Origin of the sequence: Mycobacterium pinniadriaticum, assembly GCF_026242045.1 — a bacterium.
Lineage (GTDB): Bacteria > Actinomycetota > Actinomycetes > Mycobacteriales > Mycobacteriaceae > Mycobacterium > Mycobacterium pinniadriaticum.
Map to the genome: position 1 here is coordinate 1 of NZ_JAPJDO010000035.1, position 17,808 is coordinate 17,808.

Below are 17,808 nucleotides of genomic sequence, written 5' to 3' on the forward strand. Positions count from 1 at the left end.
GGAAACCTTGGGGTACAAAGTCACTCTCGAACCCCGCACCAACGCCGCCTAGCACCAGCGAGCAACCGCTCACCCAGCTTGGGTCACCCAATTTTCGAGAGAGACGCAAAGGACTCCAAATCACCGGCGTGTCGGTGGCGTTTGCGTCTGTTCGCGGGGATACGGGGATCAGAAGACGGCGAACCACATCGCGATGTAGTGGCAGATCGCCGCGACCGCGGTGCAGGCATGGAAGAACTCGTGGTGGCCGAACGTCGTCGGCCACGGGTTGGGCCATTTCAGTGCGTAGAGCACGCCGCCGACGCTATACAACGCGCCGCCGACGATCAGCAGCACCAGCGCCGCGACACCGGCGCCATTCATGATCGGGACGATGAACCAGGCCGCCACCCAGCCCAGCAGCAGGTAGAGCGGCACCCCGACCCAGCGCGGCGCCGACGGCCAGAACAGCTTGAGCAGAACCCCGGCCAGCGCGCCGCCCCACACGATGGCCAGCAGGACGATACCGCTGCGCTCGGGCAACGCCAACAACGCGAACGGCGTATAACTGCCCGCGATGAAGATGAAGATCATCGAATGGTCGGCGCGCTTCATCCACTTGCGCGCCGCCGGTGACTTCCAGGTCACCCGGTGATAGGTGCCGCTGACGGCGAACATGGCCACGATGGTCACCGTGTAGATGAACGTCGCGAGTCCTGCGCGGGTGCCTTCTAGCGCCCATGACACCGAGATGAGGGCGGCGCCGGCAATGAAGGCGATGACCGCGGCATAGACGTGGATCCAGCCCCGCGCTCGTGGCCTGCCGAGGAACTGCGCGGCAGCGTCGACAACCGCTTCGGGAAAATCTTCGGCGTGTTCGTTGTGCGGGGACTGCGACCGGCGGGGATCGGAAGTCTCGACTCCTGCGGTCATGCCACCTCCAATTCGTGCCCGGGGCTACCTGAGGCTCACAGTAGTCTGGTTTGTCGTGGAGATCATTCCGCCTCGCCTCAAAGAACCGGCTTACCGGCTCTACGAGATGCGGCTGCGCCAGGAGCTGGCGCGCTCCAAGTCCCAGCTACCCCGCCATATCGCCGTTCTGTGCGACGGCAACCGGCGCTGGGCCCGTGACGCTGGTCACGATGACGTGGCTTACGGCTACAAGATGGGTGCGGCCAAGATCGCCGAAATGCTGCGCTGGTGTGCCGAATCCGGCATCGAGATGGCCACGGTGTACTTGTTGTCCACTGAGAACCTTCAGCGCGACCCGGACGAGTTGTCCTGCCTGATCGAGATCATCACCGACGTCGTCGAACAGATCTGCGCGCCGACGAACCGGTGGAGCGTGCGGACCGTCGGTGATCTCGAGTTGCTGGGTGAGGAGCCGGCTCGCCGGCTGCGAGACGCCGTGGACAGCACCGCGGGTCTGCCGCCGGCGTCATTCCACGTCAACGTCGCGGTCGGCTACGGCGGCCGCCAAGAAATCGTCGACGCGGTGCGGGCGTTGCTGAGTAAGCAACTGGCCAACGGCGCCAGCGCCGAGCAATTGGTCGAGGCTGTCACGATCGAGGGTATCTCGGAGAATCTCTACACCTCGGGCCAACCCGATCCCGACCTGGTGATCCGAACCTCGGGGGAGCAGCGGCTCTCCGGGTTCCTGCTGTGGCAGAGCGCCTATTCGGAAATGTGGTTCACCGAAGCACACTGGCCGGCGTTTCGGCGGGTGGACTTCCTTCGCGCGTTGCGCGCCTACAGTCGCCGGCACCGCCGATTCGGCATGTAATCGGCTGGTGTGGCCATGCCACACTAGAGCCATGGCTGCGCTATCAGCGGTGGTCTTCACGCTGAGCTGGTGGCTGGGTTTGTATCTGCTGGCGCGTGACCCGCGCAAGCCGGTGCTGGCACTGGCCGCCACCGGGCTGTGCGGGTTCGCGGCCGTGGTGGCGTTGGACACCGTGCGGCTGGTGAGTGTCGCGCATGCCGAATTGCTCGGCCAGATCGAGATCTACCTCGTCGCGATGCCGGGGGTTGCCTGGTTCTGCGTCGTCCTCGAACTGGCCCGGCCGGTCGACACCTGGCGCAGCCGCGCCGCCGAATTGATCTTGATCGGCGTGGTCGCTGCGCTGACGCTGGTCGGCGCGGCGATGGCCGGCAGTGTCGACGGTCCGCTGCGGACGGGTCACTGGGTGATGTTCACGGTGATCTCGGTATCGACGCTGGGGGCGATGGTGGCCGCCGTGCTCCGGGCCGCGCAGCCCGGCCGGGTGATCGGCGTGGTGATCATCGCGACGCTGTTCTTCGCTCTGGGTAACGCGATCCTGGTGATTCCGCTGGGTTTGGTGCCGAGCTGGTTGGCGTTGGCGTCCACCGGTTTCGACGTGTTGCTGCTCGGTGTGGCCGTCGCGCTGTGGGACGCCTTCGACGAGGGCCAGGCGCTGCGTGCCGACATGCTGCGGTCGTTCACCGGAACCCTGGTGGTGGCGGTGCTATTCGGCGGTCAGTCGCTGATCGGGATGGCGGTCACCGGCGCGGACGGGCCCGGGCGCACCGCGTTGACGGTGCTGCTCTTCACCAGCCTGGCCGTCGCGATCGCGATCAACGTGCTGGCCGACCCGCTCGCCGGGCTGCTCGACCGGCTGGCCTTCTCCCACTCACCGCGGCTGCGCGCCGAGCGGGCGGCGCTGCGCGGGGCCGAGGCCGCGCTGCCGCTCGTCGCGATCAACCCGTTGGACGCCCTCGATGACGAGGCCTTCGCCAGGCTGACCCGCCGCGCGCTGGGTCACTACGGTGATCTGTCCAAGCTCGTCGCCAGTCCGCTGACCCAGTTGCCGGTCATCGACGAGCGATTGGCCGCGCGCGGGGCGGCCGACCGGCCGGTGGAGCGGGCCAACGAACTCAAGGCGCTGCTGGCCGACCACATCGCCCGGCTCAAGCCCCGCGACGGCGGCGAATTCGGCACCACCGAGCAGTGGCGCTACTACAACTCGCTGTACTTCCCCTATGTCGTCGGGGTGCGAGCCTATGCGCAGAATGCCACCGCGGCCGGCCTGGATCCGGTGGCCCGGCAGGCCTGGCAGTGGTTGGTCACGGAGGTGCCGCAACGTTCGCTGCACAACTGGCAGAACGCGGCGGCCCGGTTGATCGCGTCCGATCTGCGCGGCCGGATGGTGGTTTCGCAGCCCTGACAACTCGGCTGACCTGGGTGCGTAGGCCACTTCTCCTCGGGCTCGTTCCTCGCCCGCATCGTCGTGACCGGGGTGTGTAGGTCACTTCTCCTCGGGCTCGTTCCTCGCCCGCATCGTCGTGACCTGGGTGTGTAGGTCACTTCTCCTCGGGCTCGTTCCTCGCCCGCATCGTCGTGACCTGCGGTTGGCAGTGTTTGGCAGTGTCAGGCGTCGATCTGGCAGTGGATTTTCAGCAGCCTCGGTGACATGACCGCCATCATCACCAGACACCAACCGTTTTCGGATTCCACCGATTCACTGCTGCGCTTCGCGATGCGCCTGGACGCGACCGTCACCGGCGTGCTCGGGCTGGCGATCGCGGCCACGGCCGATCCGCTGGCCCGGCTCACCGGCCTGACCGCGGCACAGGGGTACATCCTCGGCGCCGCGTTCGTGCTCGGCGGCCTGGTCGTCTACACGCTGGCCGCCACACCCGACCTTCGCCGGGTCGGCATCGCTGTGGCGATGTTCAACGCAGCGGGCACGATCGGCCTGCTGGCCGTCACCGTGGCAGGGGTGTTGCCGCTGACCGCATTCGGCGTCGGCGCCGCGCTGGCCACCGGCCTCTACGCCGCGACGTTCGCTGTCCTGCAGTACCTCGGAGTGCGCCGTCTGGCGTGACTCCCGCCCCGCCGGTGTGGGGCGCCGCCGCAAGAGGTTACGGCGTGCGGCCCCGCACCGGCACTTCGATGTCAGGCCTTCCACCAACCAACCACGAAGGGATTTCCTCATGACCACTGTGTCGACCACCACCGCAACCACGTCGTCGGACGCGATGCTGCGACTCGCCATGCGGGCCGATGCCGTCTTGTCGGGCCTGTGCGGTATCGCCCTGATGGCCGCCGCGGGACCGCTGTCGGGATTCACCGGTTTCCCGAAGGCCGCTGAATACACCGTCGGAGCCGGTTTCGTCGTCTACGGGATCGTGGTGTTCCTGGCGGCCGGACTATCGCGGGTGCGGTCTGCGGGTATCGCCACCGCGATTGCCAACCTGGTCTTCACCGCCGCAGCGGTGTTGGTGGTGCTGGCGATTGATCTGACCACCGTGGGTGTGGTCGTCACACTGGCGGGCGGCGTGTACACCCTGGTGTTCGCCGACCTGCAGTATCTGGGGGTGCGCCGCATGAAGGCATGACCGGTCCACGCCCGGCGGGCGGCGGTGGCTAAGGTTGCGACCATGCATGTCGTCGCGTTCGCCGCCGCACGCAAGGCGGTCTTGGAAGAGGCCGGTGGGGTTAGCGCAGAAGGCTTTCCGATGACGAGTTGCTATGTGGAGAGCCTCCCGGCGCAGATCACTGTGCCGCTCGTTCTTGCCGTACACACGCCCGGCGGCAGCGACTACGAGCCGCGCCGGTTCATCATCGCGAAGTCGCCGGAGGGGGAGCGGGTCGGCTTGCTGGAGTTCGCCTGGCAGTGGCCGGACAACCCCGGCGTGCCGGTGAAGTTCCGGGTGTTCGCCCATCACCTGCCGATGACGGCGTACACCGCGGGCGTGTACACCGTGGGCCTTTACGACCATCCCGACGCGAGCGAGGCGGAGTTCTCGTTCCCACTGCCGGTGTTGCGGCTCAATCCGCTCACCGGTGTGCCCAACAACTAGTTACAGCTTCCGCAGCCGCAGCCGGTTGATGGCGTGATCGGCGTCCTTGCGCAGCACCAGCGTGGCGCGCGGGCGGGTCGGCAAGATGTTCTCGATCAGGTTCGGCCGGTTGATGGACCGCCAGATATCGCGGGCGGCCGCGACGGCCTCGCTATCGGTCAGTCCCGCGTAGTGGTGGAAGTGTGAGGCAGGGTTGGCGAACGCCCCGGCCCGCATCGCCAGGAACCGGTTGATGTACCACTGCTCGATGTCCTCGATGCGGGCGTCGACGTACACCGAGAAGTCGAACAGGTCCGACACCATCAGGGTCGGACCTGTCTGCAGGACGTTGAGCCCCTCGAGGATGAGGATGTCCGGGTGGGTGACGACGTGTTTCTCGCCCGGCACGATGTCATAGATCAGGTGTGAGTAGACCGGGGCGCAGACCTGATCGGCGCCCGACTTCACCGACGTGACGAACCGCATCAGTGCGCGGCGGTTGTAGCTCTCGGGAAAACCCTTGCGGTGCATCAGGTTTCGACGAGACAGCTCGGCGTTCGGGTAGAGGAAGCCGTCGGTGGTAACCAGGTCGACACGCGGGTGGTGCTCCCAGCGGGCCAGCAGCGCCTGCAGTACGCGCGCGGTGGTGGATTTACCCACGGCCACACTGCCCGCGACACCGATGATGAAGGGCACCGGCCGGTCGGGACTCTGCTGCGGCTCGCCGAGGAACTCCGAGGTCGCGGCGAACAGCCGCTGGCGGGCGGCCACCTGCAGGTGGATCAACCGGGCCAGCGGCAGGTAGACCTCTTCCACCTCGAGCAGGTCGATCTGCTCGCCCAGGCCGCGCAGCCCAACCAGCTCGTCCTCCGTCAGCTTCAACGGGATCGACATGCGCAGTGAACGCCATTGACTCCGGTCGAACTCGACGTAAGGGCTGGGTTCACTCAGCCGCGCCATGCTCTCAGTCTTGCAGTTAGCTTGGTTGACATGCAGCCCGGCACCCTCATCCGCGACTACTTGACCCTCGGATTGCGCTTCGACCGCATCGAGGAGGGCTACGTCGACTCCTTCACCGGAGATCCCGAACTGCGCCGCGCCGTCGCCGATGAACCCGCTCCCGAACCCGCCGAACTGGCCCGGCAGGCCGATCGCCTGCTCGCCGAGCTTCCGCACGTTCCGCGGGAGGGCGGCTTCACCGACCAGCGTGCCGACTTCATTGGCGCGCACCTTCGTGCCCTGGCGTTCTCGGCCCGCAAGTTCGCCGGGGAGCAGGTCGGTTTCGTCGACGAGGTGCGCAACTATTTCGACGTCGAGATCAGCCGTGGCGACCAGGAGCGCTACCGCGCCGCCCACGCCAGGATCGACGAGGTGCTCGGCGGTAGCGGGCCCCTGGCCGAGCGGATGGAGGCCCACCGCCGGGCCGACGAGATCCCGCCGGCCCGGTTGGAGGAGTGCATGCACGCGTTCTCCAGCGCGCTGCGCGACACGGTGCGCGCGACATACCCGCTGCCCGATGCCGAGACCATCGTCTACGAGGTGGTCACCGACAAACCGTGGTCGGGCTTCAACTACTACGAGGGCAACTACCGGTCGACGGTCGCGGTCAATGCCGACCTCAAACAGCAGATGGCCAACCTGCCGCGGCTGGTGGCCCACGAGTCCTACCCGGGCCATCACACCGAACACTGCCGCAAGGAGGCCGGTCTGGTGGCCGGCCAGGACCAGCAGGAGCAGACCATCTTCCTGGTCAACACCCCGCAATGCCTGATGGCCGAGGGGTTGGCCGATCTGGCGTTGCACGCCGCGGTCGGACCGGGCTGGGGGCGCTGGGCCGGCGAGATCTACGCCGATCTGGGATTGCGGTTCGACGGCGAGCGCGCCGAAGCGTTGTCGGAGGCCACGGCTGCGCTCGCCGACGTGCGCCAGGATGCGGCGCTGATGCTGCACGACGAGCACCGCGACGTCGACGAGGTCGCGGCCTTCCTCCAACGCTGGCTGCTGGTCGACGACACCCGGGCACGGCAGATGTTGCGGTTCTTGTCCTCGCCACTGTGGCGGGCCTACACCAGCACCTATGTCGAGGGGTATCGCCTGCTGCGCGGGTGGCTCGACGACCGGCCGGCCGGGGTTGGCCTGACCGAGCGGTTCGGCCGGCTGCTCGACGAACCACTGATCCCGTCGTCGCTGCGGGCCGAAGCGGCCTGAAAGGGGCGCCGGATAGGCTGAACCCATGACCGCAGACTCGACGATTTCGCCGCACGTGCCCGCTGCGGGCGCGGACTACGCCGCCACCGCCAGCGCGGCCTACCGCGCCGCCCTCGAAGTCATCGAGTCCGTCGAGCCGCGGATCGCCGCGGCCACCCGCAAAGAGCTTGCCGATCAACGGGATTCGCTCAAGCTGATCGCCAGCGAGAATTATGCCTCGCCGGCGGTGCTGCTGACCATGGGCACCTGGCTGTCCGACAAGTACGCCGAGGGGACCATTGGGCACCGCTTCTATGCGGGCTGCCAGAACGTCGACACCGTCGAGAGCGTGGCCGCCGAGCACGCGCGTGAGCTGTTCGGCGCCCCCTACGCCTACGCCCAGCCGCACTCGGGCATCGATGCCAATCTGGTCGCGTTCTGGGCCATCCTGGCCACCCGGGTCGAGTCGCCCGCTCTGGTCGACGCCGGAGTCAAGGGAGTCAACGACCTCTCCGAGGCCGAGTGGGAGCGGCTGCGCGCCCGGTTGGGCAGCCAGCGCTTGCTGGGTATGTCGTTGGACGCCGGTGGTCACCTCACCCACGGCTTCCGGCCCAATATCTCCGGAAAGATGTTCCACCAGCGCAGCTACGGCACGCACCCGGAAACCGGGCTGATCGACTACGACGCCGTCCGGGCCGCCGCGCGCGAGTTCAAGCCGCTGATCCTGGTCGCCGGCTATTCGGCGTACCCGCGGCGGGTCAACTTCGCCACGATGCGCGAGATCGCCGACGAAGTCGGGGCCACCCTGATGGTCGACATGGCGCACTTCGCCGGTCTGGTGGCCGGCAAGGTGTTCACCGGTGACGAGGATCCGGTACCGCATGCCCACGTCACCACCACGACCACGCACAAATCGCTGCGCGGTCCGCGCGGCGGACTGGTGTTGGCCACCGAGGAGTACGCGCCCGCCGTCGACAAGGGCTGCCCGATGGTGCTCGGCGGCCCGCTGTCCCACGTGATGGCCGCCAAGGCTGTCGCGCTGGCCGAGGCCCGGCAGCCGTCGTTCCAGGCCTACGCGCAGCGGATCACCGACAACGCCAAGGCCTTCGCCGAGGGCCTGCTCAAGCGCGGGGCCCGGCTGGTCACCGGCGGCACCGACAACCACCTTGTGCTGCTCGACGTGCAGACCTTCGGGCTGACCGGCCGCCAGGCCGAGTCCGCGCTGCTGGACGCGGGTGTGGTCACCAACCGCAACTCGATCCCGAACGACCCCAACGGCGCCTGGTACTCCAGCGGCATCAGATTCGGCACCCCGGCGCTGACCACCCGCGGGTTCGGGCCGGCCGAGTTCGACCGGGTCGCCGAGCTGGTGGTCGACGTGCTCACCAACACAACAGCTGAAGCGGGCACCGCTGGGCCTTCCAAAGCCAAGTACAAGCTGGCCGACGGCACCGCCGACCGGGTCCACGCCGCCTCCGCCGAGCTGCTGGCGGCCAACCCGCTGTATCCGGGCCTGACGCTGTAACCGGCGAAACGCCGGATGGGCCGAATTTCTGGACATCCGTGTCGTTGGGTTACAGTTACTGCATGGCACAGAAACCTGTCGCAAACGCGCTGACGCTCGAGCTCGAGCCGGTTGTCGCCGACAATCTGGCCCGCTATCTGGAAACGGCCGACGAATGGTACGGCCACGACTATGTCCCGTTCGACCAGGGCGAGAACTTCGCCTTCCTCGGCGGCAGGGACTGGGACGCCTCCCAGGTGACCCTGCCCTCCGACGTGGTCGACGCCCTGGAAATCATCCTGATCACCAAGGACAACCTCGCCGGGTATCACCGCGAACTGGTCGAACACTTCCTCCTGGAGGACAAGTGGGGCCGCTGGATGGGCCGCTGGACCGCCGAGGAGAACCTGCACGCCATCGCGATCCGCAACTATCTGGTCGTCACCCGCAACTTCGATCCGACGGCCAACGAGGATGTCCGCGTCGCGCACGTGATGCGCGGCTACCGGGCCGACGAGTACACCCAGATCGAGACCCTGGTGTTCATGGCGCTCTATGAGCGCGCGCACGCGGTCTTCCTGCGCAATCTCGAGGCCAAGATCGACGAACCGGTGCTCAAGGCTCTGGTCGGCCGGATCGCCGCGGACGAGGAGCGGCACGAAGCGTTCTTCGCTCACCTCGTCGCGCACTGCCTGCAGACTCATCGTGACTCGACGATCGCCGCGGTTGCCCGCCGCGCCGGCGGGTTCGGACTGGTCGGCGGCGACATCGTCGAGTACACCGAGAAGCTGCACAACGTCGCGCAGGCCGGCATCTTTGACCTCGACGCATCCCGCCAGGCGGTCTCCGACCGCATCAGGGCATGGGGCCTCGACGGCGAATCGGTGCTGAAGAAGTTCGTTCGCTGACAACACGGCGGCGCGCCTGATCGGCGCGCAGGCGGCGACCGGAGTAGCGTCGCTCTCGATGGCTAGCGACATGCTCTGCTGTCCGGGCGGCACCTATCGTTTCGACCACGACAGGACCGGTCCCGGTCCTGGTGCCGCAGTGTCCGCCGAGGGGTTCGCGGGGACCGCGTGAGCCTGAGGAGCGCCCAGTGACCGATTCGCAGTCGCCCATTCGGACGTATGTGCTCGACACCTCTGTCCTGCTGTCCGATCCGTGGGCGTGCACCCGGTTCGCCGAACACGAAGTGGTGGTACCGCTCGTGGTGATCAGTGAACTGGAAGCTAAACGCCACCACCACGAACTGGGCTGGTTTGCCCGGCAGGCGCTGCGGCTGTTCGACGACCTTCGTCTGGAATACGGTCGTCTCGATCAGCCCATTCCTGTTGGGACGCAGGGCGGGACACTGCATGTCGAACTGAACCACAGCGACCCGACGGTGCTGCCGGCCGGGTTCCGCACCGAGAGCAATGACGCGCGGATCCTGACCGTCGCCGCCAACCTGGCCGCCGAGGGCAAGCGAGTCACGTTGGTCAGCAAGGACATTCCACTGCGGGTGAAGGCCGGGGCGGTGGGTCTGTCGGCCGACGAGTACCACGCCCAGGATGTGATCACCTCCGGCTGGACCGGCATGACCGAGCTCGATGTCGCCGGCGAGGACATCGACGCGATGTTCGCCGAGGGGGAGATCGACCTCGAAGACGCCCGTAATCTGCCATGCCACACCGGTGTTCGGCTGCTCGGTGCCAACTCGAGCGCGCTGGGCCGGGTGAATGCCGACAAGAAGGTGCAACTGGTGCGCGGCGACCGCGAGGTGTTCGGTCTGCGGGGCCGCTCAGCCGAGCAGCGAGTCGCACTCGATCTGCTTCTCGACGAGTCGGTGGGCATCGTGTCGTTGGGCGGCAAGGCGGGCACCGGCAAGTCGGCGTTGGCGCTGTGCGCGGGTCTGGAAGCGGTCCTCGAGCGGCGCACCCAGCGCAAAGTCGTGGTGTTCCGGCCGCTGTACGCCGTCGGCGGGCAGGAACTGGGTTACCTGCCGGGTAGCGAGAGCGACAAGATGGGCCCGTGGGCGCAGGCCGTCTTCGACACCCTCGAAGGGCTGGCCTCGCCGGCCGTGCTGGAGGAGGTCCTCTCCCGGGGGATGCTCGAGGTGCTGCCGCTGACCCATATTCGTGGCCGCTCGTTGCACGATTCGTTCGTGATCGTCGACGAGGCCCAGTCGTTGGAGCGCAATGTCCTGCTCACCGTGCTCTCCCGGCTGGGCAGTGGGTCGCGGGTGGTGCTGACCCATGACGTCGCGCAGCGCGACAATCTGCGGGTCGGCCGTCACGACGGGGTGGCCGCGGTCATCGAGAAGCTCAAGGGGCACCCGCTGTTCGCGCATATCACGCTGATGCGCAGCGAGCGCTCGCCGATCGCCGCCCTGGTCACCGAGATGCTGGAGGAGATCAGCCCCGGCGCCCTCCCGTGAGCGATTTCGGCGCGTTTACCGCCGCTCAGCGGCGGTAAACGCGCCGAAATCGCTGGGAGCGCCATGACGAGCGAAGACAAACCAGTTCGTCTGCATATGATCGCTCGGTGAGGACGGCCACCGAGCTTCGCCAAGAGATCTTGGCTGCCGCCAGGCATGAGTTCGCCCAACATGGGCTGGCCGGCGCTCGAATCGATCGTGTCGCCCGCTCCGCCCACGCCAGTAAGGAGCGCCTCTACGCCCACTTCGGTGACAAGGAGACGCTGTTCCGCGAGGTGGTGGCGGCCGGAAACGCCGAGTTCTTCCGCGCGGTCACCATGGCGCCGGACGCGATTCCCGAGTTCGTGGGTGCGGTCTTCGATCTGGTACAGGCCCACCCCGAACACCATCGGATGATCCGCTGGGCGCTCCTGGAGGGTGTCGCACTCGACGAACCTCAAGCCGATGGTGAGCCGGTTCTGGCAGGACATATCGCCGCCATCGAAGCCGCTCAGGCCAGCGGTCACGTCGACCCGATGTGGCAGCCGCTCGACCTGCTCACCCTGCTCTTCGGTATCGCGCTCGGCTGGGTCAACGGACCTCATCCCGATGCGGCCAACGGGGATCCGGACGTCATCGCGTCGCGGCGTGCGGCGGCCGTCGAGGCAGCGCGCCGGCTCATCGCGCCGCCACGATAGGTGATCGCGCCCGGTGGGGCCTTCGTTCCGGGGGCCGGCCAGCTACGGCCGGTAAACTCACCCGGGTGCCGCGCCGAGGAGACAACCTGTCCTGGTCCTATCTGCGGACCGCGATCGGCGTCTTCGCGGGTGTGGCCGTCGTCGTCATCGGCGGTTTCACCGGGCACGTCAAGGTGGCCTCCGAAGCAGAAGCAGCCGACGCCGTGGACTGTTCGGTGGTCAAGTGCGTCGCGCTGACCTTCGACGACGGGCCCACGCCCTACACCGACCGGCTGCTGGGCATTCTCAACGACGCGGGCGCGAAGGCCACCTTCTTCGAGATCGGGAACAAGGTGGCGGCCAACCCCGCCGGTGCCAAGCGGGTGGCCGACGCCGGCATGGAGATCGGTAGCCACACCTGGGAACACCCGAACATGACGACGATCCCGATCGAAGACGTACCGGCTCAGTTCGGCAAGGCCAACGACGCGATCAAGGCCGCCACCGGGCAGACCCCGACGCTGTGGCGGCCGGCCGGCGGGCTCACCGACGACGCCGTCAACAAGATCGCCGCCCAGTACGGGCTGGCCGCGATCCTGTGGGACGTGATCCCCTTCGACTGGATGAACGACTCGAACACCGCCGCGACCCGCTACATGCTGATGACTCAGATCAAGCCCGGCTCGGTGGTGTTGTTCCACGACACCTACTCGTCGACGGTGGATCTCGTCGAGCAGTTCATCCCGGTGCTGAAGGCCAACGGATACCACCTGGTCACCGTCAGCCAGATGCTGGGTCCGCGCTCGCCGGGCAGCGTATACGGCTCCCGCGACAACGGCCCGCCGGTCAACCTGCTGCAGGACATCCCCGCCGCCGATATCCCGACCCTGCCGGCGACCCCGTCCCCCAAGCCGATGCCGAACATTCCGATCACCGACATCCCTGGGGCCAATTCCGGCGGTTCCAACAACGGTTCTTAGGCCGGCGCTTAGGTGCACACCGCCACCTCGTTCGTCCTGACCCTGCTGGTCCTGGGCTACGCCGTGGTGTCGGGCTTGGTGAATCGGTGGTATGTCGCGCCGGCGCTGATCTTCGTCGTGATCGGGATGGTGTTCGGGCCGTTCGGTTTCAATCTGCTCGCCGCAGGTTCGGGCACCGACGGGTACACGGTCCTGGCGCAGTTGGCGCTCACCGTGATCCTGTTCAACCAGGCGGCCAAACTCGACCCGACCACGGTGTTCCGGCGCGGGCACCTCACCGTCCGTCTGCTGGTGATCGGGATACCGCTGACCTTCGCTCTGGGCACCCTGACCGCGGTGGTGTTGTTGCCGGTGTTGCCGTGGTGGGAGGCGGTGTGTCTGGCCGCGATCGTGGCACCCACCGAAGTGGCGCTCATCGATGCGCTGCTCGAGGACGACCGGATTCCAGACCGGGTGCGCAACGCCCTGTCGGTGGAAAGCGGCTTTTACGACGGGTTTGCCCTGGCGGTGCTGTTGGGCGCGCTCGCGCTGGCATCGGCACGAACCGATCAACACCCCAGCGACTGGGGCTGGTTCGTGGTGCGCACCGAATTCGTCTCGTTGATCATCGGCGCGGGGGTCGGGTTGCTGGGCGCGCTGCTGATCGCGTGGTCGCGAAAGCGCGCGTGGATGAGCGACACCTGGGCGCAGCTGGCCACGCTGGCCATCGCCCTCATCTGCTTCGAATTCGGCGAACGCGTGCACGCCAGCGGGTTCGTCGCGGCATTCACCGGCGGTCTGGCATTCGCGGTGGTGGCGCATCGCGGGAAGACCCAGCTGTCGACCCAGGTCTCCGACGCCACCGCGCAGCTGCTGGAGTTGTTGGTGTTCGCGATGTTCGGTGCGTTCGCGGTGATCGACGCCTGGCAGCACATCACCTGGCGGGTGCTGCTGTTCTGTGTCGTGGCGCTGTTCGGGGTGCGCATGGTCGCGGTGTTGGTGGCGTTGATCCGCACCGATCTGCCCGCCTACAGCCGGTTGTTCATCGGCTGGTTCGGGCCCAGGGGGATCGGCACCGTGGTGCTGGGTCTACTGGTGATAGCCCGCGGGGACATCCAGCATGCCGAGCTGCTCACGCAGGCCGGCGTGATCGCGGTGACGCTGAGCCTGGTCCTGCACAGCCTCACCGCGCCGTTGGGCATCGCCCGCTACGAACGTCTTGCACCTTCACCAGGGTAGTCCGCGAAACGTGCCGCGCCGGGCTCGCCGGGCAGGCGTAGTGATTTCACCAGATAGCTCACGGTGCGGTAGGTACCCGCCAGCATGAGCAGTTCGAGTATGGCCTCTGGGGTGTGCGCCGCGGCAAGCTCGGCCGACAACTGGGCGCCGGCGCTCGCGCGACCCTAGACGGTACGGGGGCTGACTGGGGGCGCCGCTGGGGATCGGTCGCTACGGGTCCATGGCCCAGGCAGCAATGCCGCCGCCAGCACCGAAATGACAGACACAGCAATGAGATACGCTGCGATCGAGTTGCTGGTACCGGTGGCCTTATATAGCGCGACCGCGATGGTCGGCGCGAAGGCCGAACCGACCACCTGGGACAGCGTGTAGCCCACGGACACCGCGCTATAGCGGACGTCGGCGTCGAACACCAGGCTGAACAGCGAGGCCGTCACCCCCGCGGCCGGCGCCATCGCCAGGCCGAAGATGAGGACCAGCGCGGCCATGAACAGCCCGGGCCGACCGGTGTTGATCAACGCGAAAGTCGGAAACACGGCCAGCCCCATCGCCACCACACCACTGACGAACACCGGCTTGCGGCCCAGCCGGTCGGACAACGCGCCAAAGAGGGGATAGACGAACACCGCCACGATCGCGGCCACAAATACCCCGAGAAGGGCGTCGGTCCGGTCGATCTTCGCGACGGTGGTGCCGTAAGACACCAGGTACGCCACACAGATGTAGGCGAACACCCCTTGGGACAGATAGGCGCCGGCGACCAGCAGGATCTGGCGCCAATGCCGGCGGAAAGCCTCGGCGATGGGCAGCCGCTGGACTGCTGAACGTTGTTGCAGCGCGGCGAAATCCGGACTCTCGGTCAATGAAAGCCGGATCGCCAGTCCGATCGCGATGAGGATTGCGCTGGCCAGGAACGGGATTCGCCAACCCCAGGACAGGAACTGGGAATCCGGCAGTCGCGATACGACGTAGAAGGCGCACGTGGCGACCGCGGTGCCGGCCGGCGCACCCATCTGCGGGAACGCGCCGTAAAAGCCCTTGCGCTCGGCTGGCGCGTGCTCGACGGCCATCAGAGTGGCCCCGCCCCACTCGCCGCCCACGGCGAAGCCCTGTAGCAGCCGCAGCAGGGTCAGTAGGATCGGGGCGGCCATCCCGAGCTGGGCATAGGTGGGTAGCAGACCCATCGCGACCGTCGAAATGCCCATCAACAGAAGCGAATACACCAGCATCCGCTTGCGGCCGACCCGGTCGCCGAAGTGGCCGAACACGATGCCGCCCAGTGGCCGGGCGACAAACCCGACCCCGAACGTGGCGAACGACAGTAGGACGCCGGTCGCCGGGGACGCGCTGGGGAAGAACAGCTTCGGGAATACCAGTGCGGCAGCGGTGCCGTAGATCAGGAAGTCGTAGAACTCGACTGTCGTCCCGACGAAGCTGGCCAGTGCGGCCCGGCGCGGCGTCATCGGCCGTTAGTCGCTGTCTTTGACTTTCGCCATCGCCAGCACGTCCAGGCGCTTGTCGAGTTCCGCCTCGGAGAGCTTGTCGCCGATCAGCCCGCGGTCGATGACCGTCTGCCGGATCGTCTTCTTCTCCTTGAGGGCCTGCTTGGCGACCTTGGCGGCCTCTTCGTAGCCGATCGCCGAGTTCAGTGGGGTCACGATGGACGGGGAGGACTCGGCCAGCTGGCGTAGGTGCTCTTCGTTGGCGATCAGGCCGTCGATGCACTTGGCGGCGAACAACTTCGACACGTTGGACAGCAGCGTGAAGGATTCCAGCAGGTTGCGCGCCATCATCGGGATGTACACGTTCAGCTCGAACGCGCCCGACAGGCCGCCCACCGTGACGGCCGCGTCGTTGCCGATGACTTGGGCGGCCACCTGGGTGACGGCCTCGGGGATGACGGGGTTGACCTTGCCCGGCATGATCGAGCTGCCCGGCTGCAGGTCGGGCAGCGCAAGCTCGCCCAGCCCGGTCAGTGGGCCCGAGCCCATCCACCGGATGTCATTGGCGATCTTGGTCAGCGATGCCGCGATGGTCTTCAGTGCGCCGGAGGCCTCGACCAGCCCGTCGCGCGCCGCCTGAGCCTCGAAAGAGTCCTTCGCCGTGCGCAATTCGGCCAGGCCGGTCTGCTCCACGAGCACGTCGACAACCTTGGCGCCGAACCCGTCGGGAGCGTTGAGCCCGGTGCCCACCGCAGTGCCGCCGATCGCGAGCTCACCGAGGCGGGGCAGGGTGGCCTTCACCCGTTCGATGCCGGCCTCGATCTGGCGGGCGTACCCGCCGAACTCCTGGCCCAGGGTTACGGGCACGGCATCCATCAGGTGGGTGCGACCGCTCTTGACGACGGTGCGCCACTGCCGGGCCTTGCCGGCCAGCGACTCGTGCAGCACCTCGAGTGCCGGAATCAGATGGCGCACTGCGGCTTCCGTCGCCGCGATGTGGGTGGCGGTGGGGAAGGTGTCGTTGGAGGACTGCGACATGTTCACGTCGTCGTTGGGGTGCACCGTCACGCCGTTGGCCGCGCAGATCGAGGCGATCACCTCGTTGGCGTTCATATTGGAGCTGGTGCCCGAACCGGTCTGGAACACGTCGATGGGGAACTGATCGTCGTGCAACCCGTCGGCGATCTCACCCGCCGCCGCGATGATGGCGTCGGCCTTGTCCGCGGCCAGCTTGCCGAGGTCCTTGTTCACCTGTGCGCAGGCCGCCTTCAGCAGGCCCAGCGCGCGGATCTGGGTGCGCTCGAGCCCGCGGAACGAGATCGGAAAATTCTCGACGGCACGCTGGGTCTGGGCTCGCCACAGGGCGTTGATCGGAACCCGGACCTCGCCCATGGTGTCGTGCTCGATGCGGTACTCGCCCTCGACCACACTGTCGGTGCTCATGTGCTCCCTTAGTTGTTCGGTTACTACAGGTGTCGGTTACGGAAGTGGATATGCGGCGGTCTTGTCCCCGGTGAAATCCACCGCGGAGTACTCGTTGAGCTTCGAAAGCCGGTGGTACGCGTCGATCATCCGGACGGTGCCGGACTTCGAGCGCATCACTATCGACTGTGTGGTGCAACCGCCACCGAAGAAGCGCACACCCTTGAGCAGGTCGCCGTCGGTGACGCCGGTCGCGCAGAAGAAGACGTTCTCGCCGGAGACCAGGTCCTCGGTGGTCAGTACCCGGTCCAGGTCATGGCCGCGGTCGACGGCCTTCTGACGCTCGGCGTCGTCGGTGGGCGCGAGCTGTGCCTGAATCGCCCCGCCCATGCAGCGGATGGCGGCGGCGGTGATGATGCCTTCGGGTGTGCCGCCGATACCGGCGAGCAGATCAGTGCCGGAGTCGGGTCGGCAGGCCGAGATCGCACCGGCGACGTCGCCATCGGAGATCAGCCGGATCCGGGCGCCGGCGTCACGCACTTCCTCCATCAGCTTGGCGTGCCGCGGTCGGTCCAGGATGCAGACCGTGATGTCGGACACCGAGGCCTTCCGCACCTTGGCGATGCGCTGGATGTTGGCCGCGATCGGCGAGGTGATGTCGATGAAGTCGGCGACGTCGGGTCCGGCGGCGATCTTGTTCATGTAGAACACCGCCGACGGGTCGAACATCGCGCCCCGCTCGGCCACCGCCAGCACCGAGATGGCGTTGGGCATGCCCTTACTCATCAGGGTGGTGCCGTCCACCGGGTCGACCGCGAAGTCGCAGTCCGGCCCGTCGCCGTTGCCGACCTCTTCGCCGTTGTAGAGCATCGGGGCGTTGTCCTTCTCGCCCTCGCCGATGACCACGACACCGCGCATCGATACCGAATTGACCAGTTCACGCATGGCGTCGACGGCTGCCCCGTCGCCGCCTTCCTTATCGCCTCGGCCGACCCAGCGGCCGGCGGCCATGGCGCCTGCTTCGGTGACCCGAACCAGTTCCAGGGCGAGGTTACGATCGGGCGCTTCACGGCGGCGGGCGTCTGGCATGGCTGAGATTGTCCCAGAAGCCGGTCGGCAGTCCAGACCTGGGATACTCGCTCGCGCGATGGCGCCCAGCCAGCTGCGGCCCTGCCTGATGTCGCCGGCGACATGCCCCCGT

At 67.2% G+C, this 17,808-nt stretch carries 17 protein-coding genes; 12 read left to right on the forward strand and 5 right to left on the reverse strand.

Features of this window, described 5'->3' with window-relative positions; translation table 11 throughout:
- Positions 1 to 168: 168 nt before the first annotated feature.
- Positions 169 to 912, reverse strand: coding sequence for a PAQR family membrane homeostasis protein TrhA (trhA, locus tag ORI27_RS26240; protein WP_266000025.1), 744 nt, complete (start codon positions 910 to 912; stop codon positions 169 to 171).
- Between the two features lie 55 nt (positions 913 to 967).
- On the opposite strand from trhA, the gene ORI27_RS26245 reads away from it, so the two are divergent.
- The 5 genes from ORI27_RS26245 to ORI27_RS26265 all read left to right on the forward strand — a co-directional run bounded on the left by ORI27_RS26245 (position 968) and on the right by ORI27_RS26265 (position 4,803).
- On the forward strand, positions 968 to 1,762 hold the full coding sequence (locus ORI27_RS26245) for a (2Z,6E)-farnesyl diphosphate synthase (protein ID WP_266000026.1): 795 nt from the start codon (positions 968 to 970) through the stop codon (positions 1,760 to 1,762).
- A gap of 31 nt (positions 1,763 to 1,793) precedes the next feature.
- The gene (locus ORI27_RS26250) at positions 1,794 to 3,164 is read left to right on the forward strand and encodes a hypothetical protein (RefSeq protein ID WP_266000028.1); all 1,371 of its coding nucleotides are present in this window, start codon (positions 1,794 to 1,796) and stop codon (positions 3,162 to 3,164) included.
- A gap of 246 nt (positions 3,165 to 3,410) precedes the next feature.
- The gene (locus tag ORI27_RS26255; protein ID WP_266000029.1) at positions 3,411 to 3,824 is read left to right on the forward strand and encodes a hypothetical protein; all 414 of its coding nucleotides are present in this window, start codon (positions 3,411 to 3,413) and stop codon (positions 3,822 to 3,824) included.
- A gap of 109 nt (positions 3,825 to 3,933) precedes the next feature.
- A complete protein-coding gene (locus ORI27_RS26260) occupies positions 3,934 to 4,338 on the forward strand; it encodes a hypothetical protein (protein ID WP_266000030.1) in 405 nt (134 codons plus the stop codon).
- 42 nt (positions 4,339 to 4,380) lie between these two features.
- On the forward strand, positions 4,381 to 4,803 hold the full coding sequence (locus ORI27_RS26265) for a hypothetical protein (RefSeq protein WP_266000031.1): 423 nt from the start codon (positions 4,381 to 4,383) through the stop codon (positions 4,801 to 4,803).
- Here the strand turns inward: ORI27_RS26265 and coaA are convergent, their stop codons facing one another.
- Positions 4,804 to 5,742 carry a type I pantothenate kinase gene (gene coaA, locus ORI27_RS26270; RefSeq protein ID WP_266000032.1) on the reverse strand — a complete coding sequence of 313 codons (939 nt, stop codon included), beginning with the start codon at positions 5,740 to 5,742 and terminating at the stop codon, positions 4,804 to 4,806.
- A 30-nt stretch (positions 5,743 to 5,772) separates the two neighbouring features.
- Between coaA and ORI27_RS26275 the strand changes: the two genes are divergently transcribed.
- The 7 genes from ORI27_RS26275 (at position 5,773) to ORI27_RS26305 (ending at position 13,743) form a co-directional block, all read left to right on the forward strand.
- Entirely contained in the window at positions 5,773 to 6,990 is a 1,218-nt protein-coding gene (locus tag ORI27_RS26275; protein WP_266000033.1) for a DUF885 domain-containing protein, read from the forward strand.
- 25 nt (positions 6,991 to 7,015) lie between these two features.
- On the forward strand, positions 7,016 to 8,494 hold the full coding sequence (locus ORI27_RS26280; RefSeq protein WP_266000034.1) for a glycine hydroxymethyltransferase: 1,479 nt from the start codon (positions 7,016 to 7,018) through the stop codon (positions 8,492 to 8,494).
- A 62-nt stretch (positions 8,495 to 8,556) separates the two neighbouring features.
- Positions 8,557 to 9,381: an acyl-ACP desaturase gene (locus ORI27_RS26285; protein WP_266000035.1), complete on the forward strand. Its 825-nt coding sequence runs from the start codon at positions 8,557 to 8,559 to the stop codon at positions 9,379 to 9,381.
- A 209-nt stretch (positions 9,382 to 9,590) separates the two neighbouring features.
- On the forward strand, positions 9,591 to 10,889 hold the full coding sequence (locus ORI27_RS26290; protein ID WP_407666436.1) for a PhoH family protein: 1,299 nt from the start codon (positions 9,591 to 9,593) through the stop codon (positions 10,887 to 10,889).
- Between the two features lie 107 nt (positions 10,890 to 10,996).
- Positions 10,997 to 11,566: a TetR family transcriptional regulator gene (locus ORI27_RS26295; RefSeq protein ID WP_266000037.1), complete on the forward strand. Its 570-nt coding sequence runs from the start codon at positions 10,997 to 10,999 to the stop codon at positions 11,564 to 11,566.
- Between the two features lie 65 nt (positions 11,567 to 11,631).
- The gene (locus ORI27_RS26300; RefSeq protein ID WP_266000038.1) at positions 11,632 to 12,525 is read left to right on the forward strand and encodes a polysaccharide deacetylase family protein; all 894 of its coding nucleotides are present in this window, start codon (positions 11,632 to 11,634) and stop codon (positions 12,523 to 12,525) included.
- A gap of 12 nt (positions 12,526 to 12,537) precedes the next feature.
- The gene (locus tag ORI27_RS26305) at positions 12,538 to 13,743 is read left to right on the forward strand and encodes a cation:proton antiporter (protein ID WP_266000040.1); all 1,206 of its coding nucleotides are present in this window, start codon (positions 12,538 to 12,540) and stop codon (positions 13,741 to 13,743) included.
- Between the two features lie 164 nt (positions 13,744 to 13,907).
- Here the strand turns inward: ORI27_RS26305 and ORI27_RS26310 are convergent, their stop codons facing one another.
- From ORI27_RS26310 to glpX, 3 genes are read right to left on the reverse strand one after another with little or no spacing between them, the layout of a single operon-like run.
- Entirely contained in the window at positions 13,908 to 15,206 is a 1,299-nt protein-coding gene (locus ORI27_RS26310) for an MFS transporter (protein ID WP_266000041.1), read from the reverse strand.
- A gap of 6 nt (positions 15,207 to 15,212) precedes the next feature.
- Positions 15,213 to 16,628 carry a class II fumarate hydratase gene (locus ORI27_RS26315; protein ID WP_266000042.1) on the reverse strand — a complete coding sequence of 472 codons (1,416 nt, stop codon included), beginning with the start codon at positions 16,626 to 16,628 and terminating at the stop codon, positions 15,213 to 15,215.
- Between the two features lie 36 nt (positions 16,629 to 16,664).
- On the reverse strand, positions 16,665 to 17,696 hold the full coding sequence (glpX, locus tag ORI27_RS26320; protein ID WP_266000043.1) for a class II fructose-bisphosphatase: 1,032 nt from the start codon (positions 17,694 to 17,696) through the stop codon (positions 16,665 to 16,667).
- Positions 17,697 to 17,808: the final 112 nt, after the last annotated feature.

What these genes read in the sequence shown, in the direction of transcription:
- trhA (WP_266000025.1), bottom strand. Translation starts at nt 912, where the DNA reads ATGACCGCAGGAGTCGAGACTTCCGATCCCCGCCGGTCGCAGTCCCCG.
- ORI27_RS26250 (WP_266000028.1), top strand. Translation starts at nt 1,794, where the DNA reads ATGGCTGCGCTATCAGCGGTGGTCTTCACGCTGAGCTGGTGGCTGGGT.
- ORI27_RS26255 (WP_266000029.1), top strand. Translation starts at nt 3,411, where the DNA reads ATGACCGCCATCATCACCAGACACCAACCGTTTTCGGATTCCACCGAT.
- ORI27_RS26260 (WP_266000030.1), top strand. Translation starts at nt 3,934, where the DNA reads ATGACCACTGTGTCGACCACCACCGCAACCACGTCGTCGGACGCGATG.
- ORI27_RS26265 (WP_266000031.1), top strand. Translation starts at nt 4,381, where the DNA reads ATGCATGTCGTCGCGTTCGCCGCCGCACGCAAGGCGGTCTTGGAAGAG.
- coaA (WP_266000032.1), bottom strand. Translation starts at nt 5,742, where the DNA reads ATGGCGCGGCTGAGTGAACCCAGCCCTTACGTCGAGTTCGACCGGAGT.
- ORI27_RS26275 (WP_266000033.1), top strand. Translation starts at nt 5,773, where the DNA reads ATGCAGCCCGGCACCCTCATCCGCGACTACTTGACCCTCGGATTGCGC.
- ORI27_RS26280 (WP_266000034.1), top strand. Translation starts at nt 7,016, where the DNA reads ATGACCGCAGACTCGACGATTTCGCCGCACGTGCCCGCTGCGGGCGCG.
- ORI27_RS26285 (WP_266000035.1), top strand. Translation starts at nt 8,557, where the DNA reads ATGGCACAGAAACCTGTCGCAAACGCGCTGACGCTCGAGCTCGAGCCG.
- ORI27_RS26310 (WP_266000041.1), bottom strand. Translation starts at nt 15,206, where the DNA reads ATGACGCCGCGCCGGGCCGCACTGGCCAGCTTCGTCGGGACGACAGTC.
- ORI27_RS26315 (WP_266000042.1), bottom strand. Translation starts at nt 16,628, where the DNA reads ATGAGCACCGACAGTGTGGTCGAGGGCGAGTACCGCATCGAGCACGAC.
- glpX (WP_266000043.1), bottom strand. Translation starts at nt 17,696, where the DNA reads ATGCCAGACGCCCGCCGCCGTGAAGCGCCCGATCGTAACCTCGCCCTG.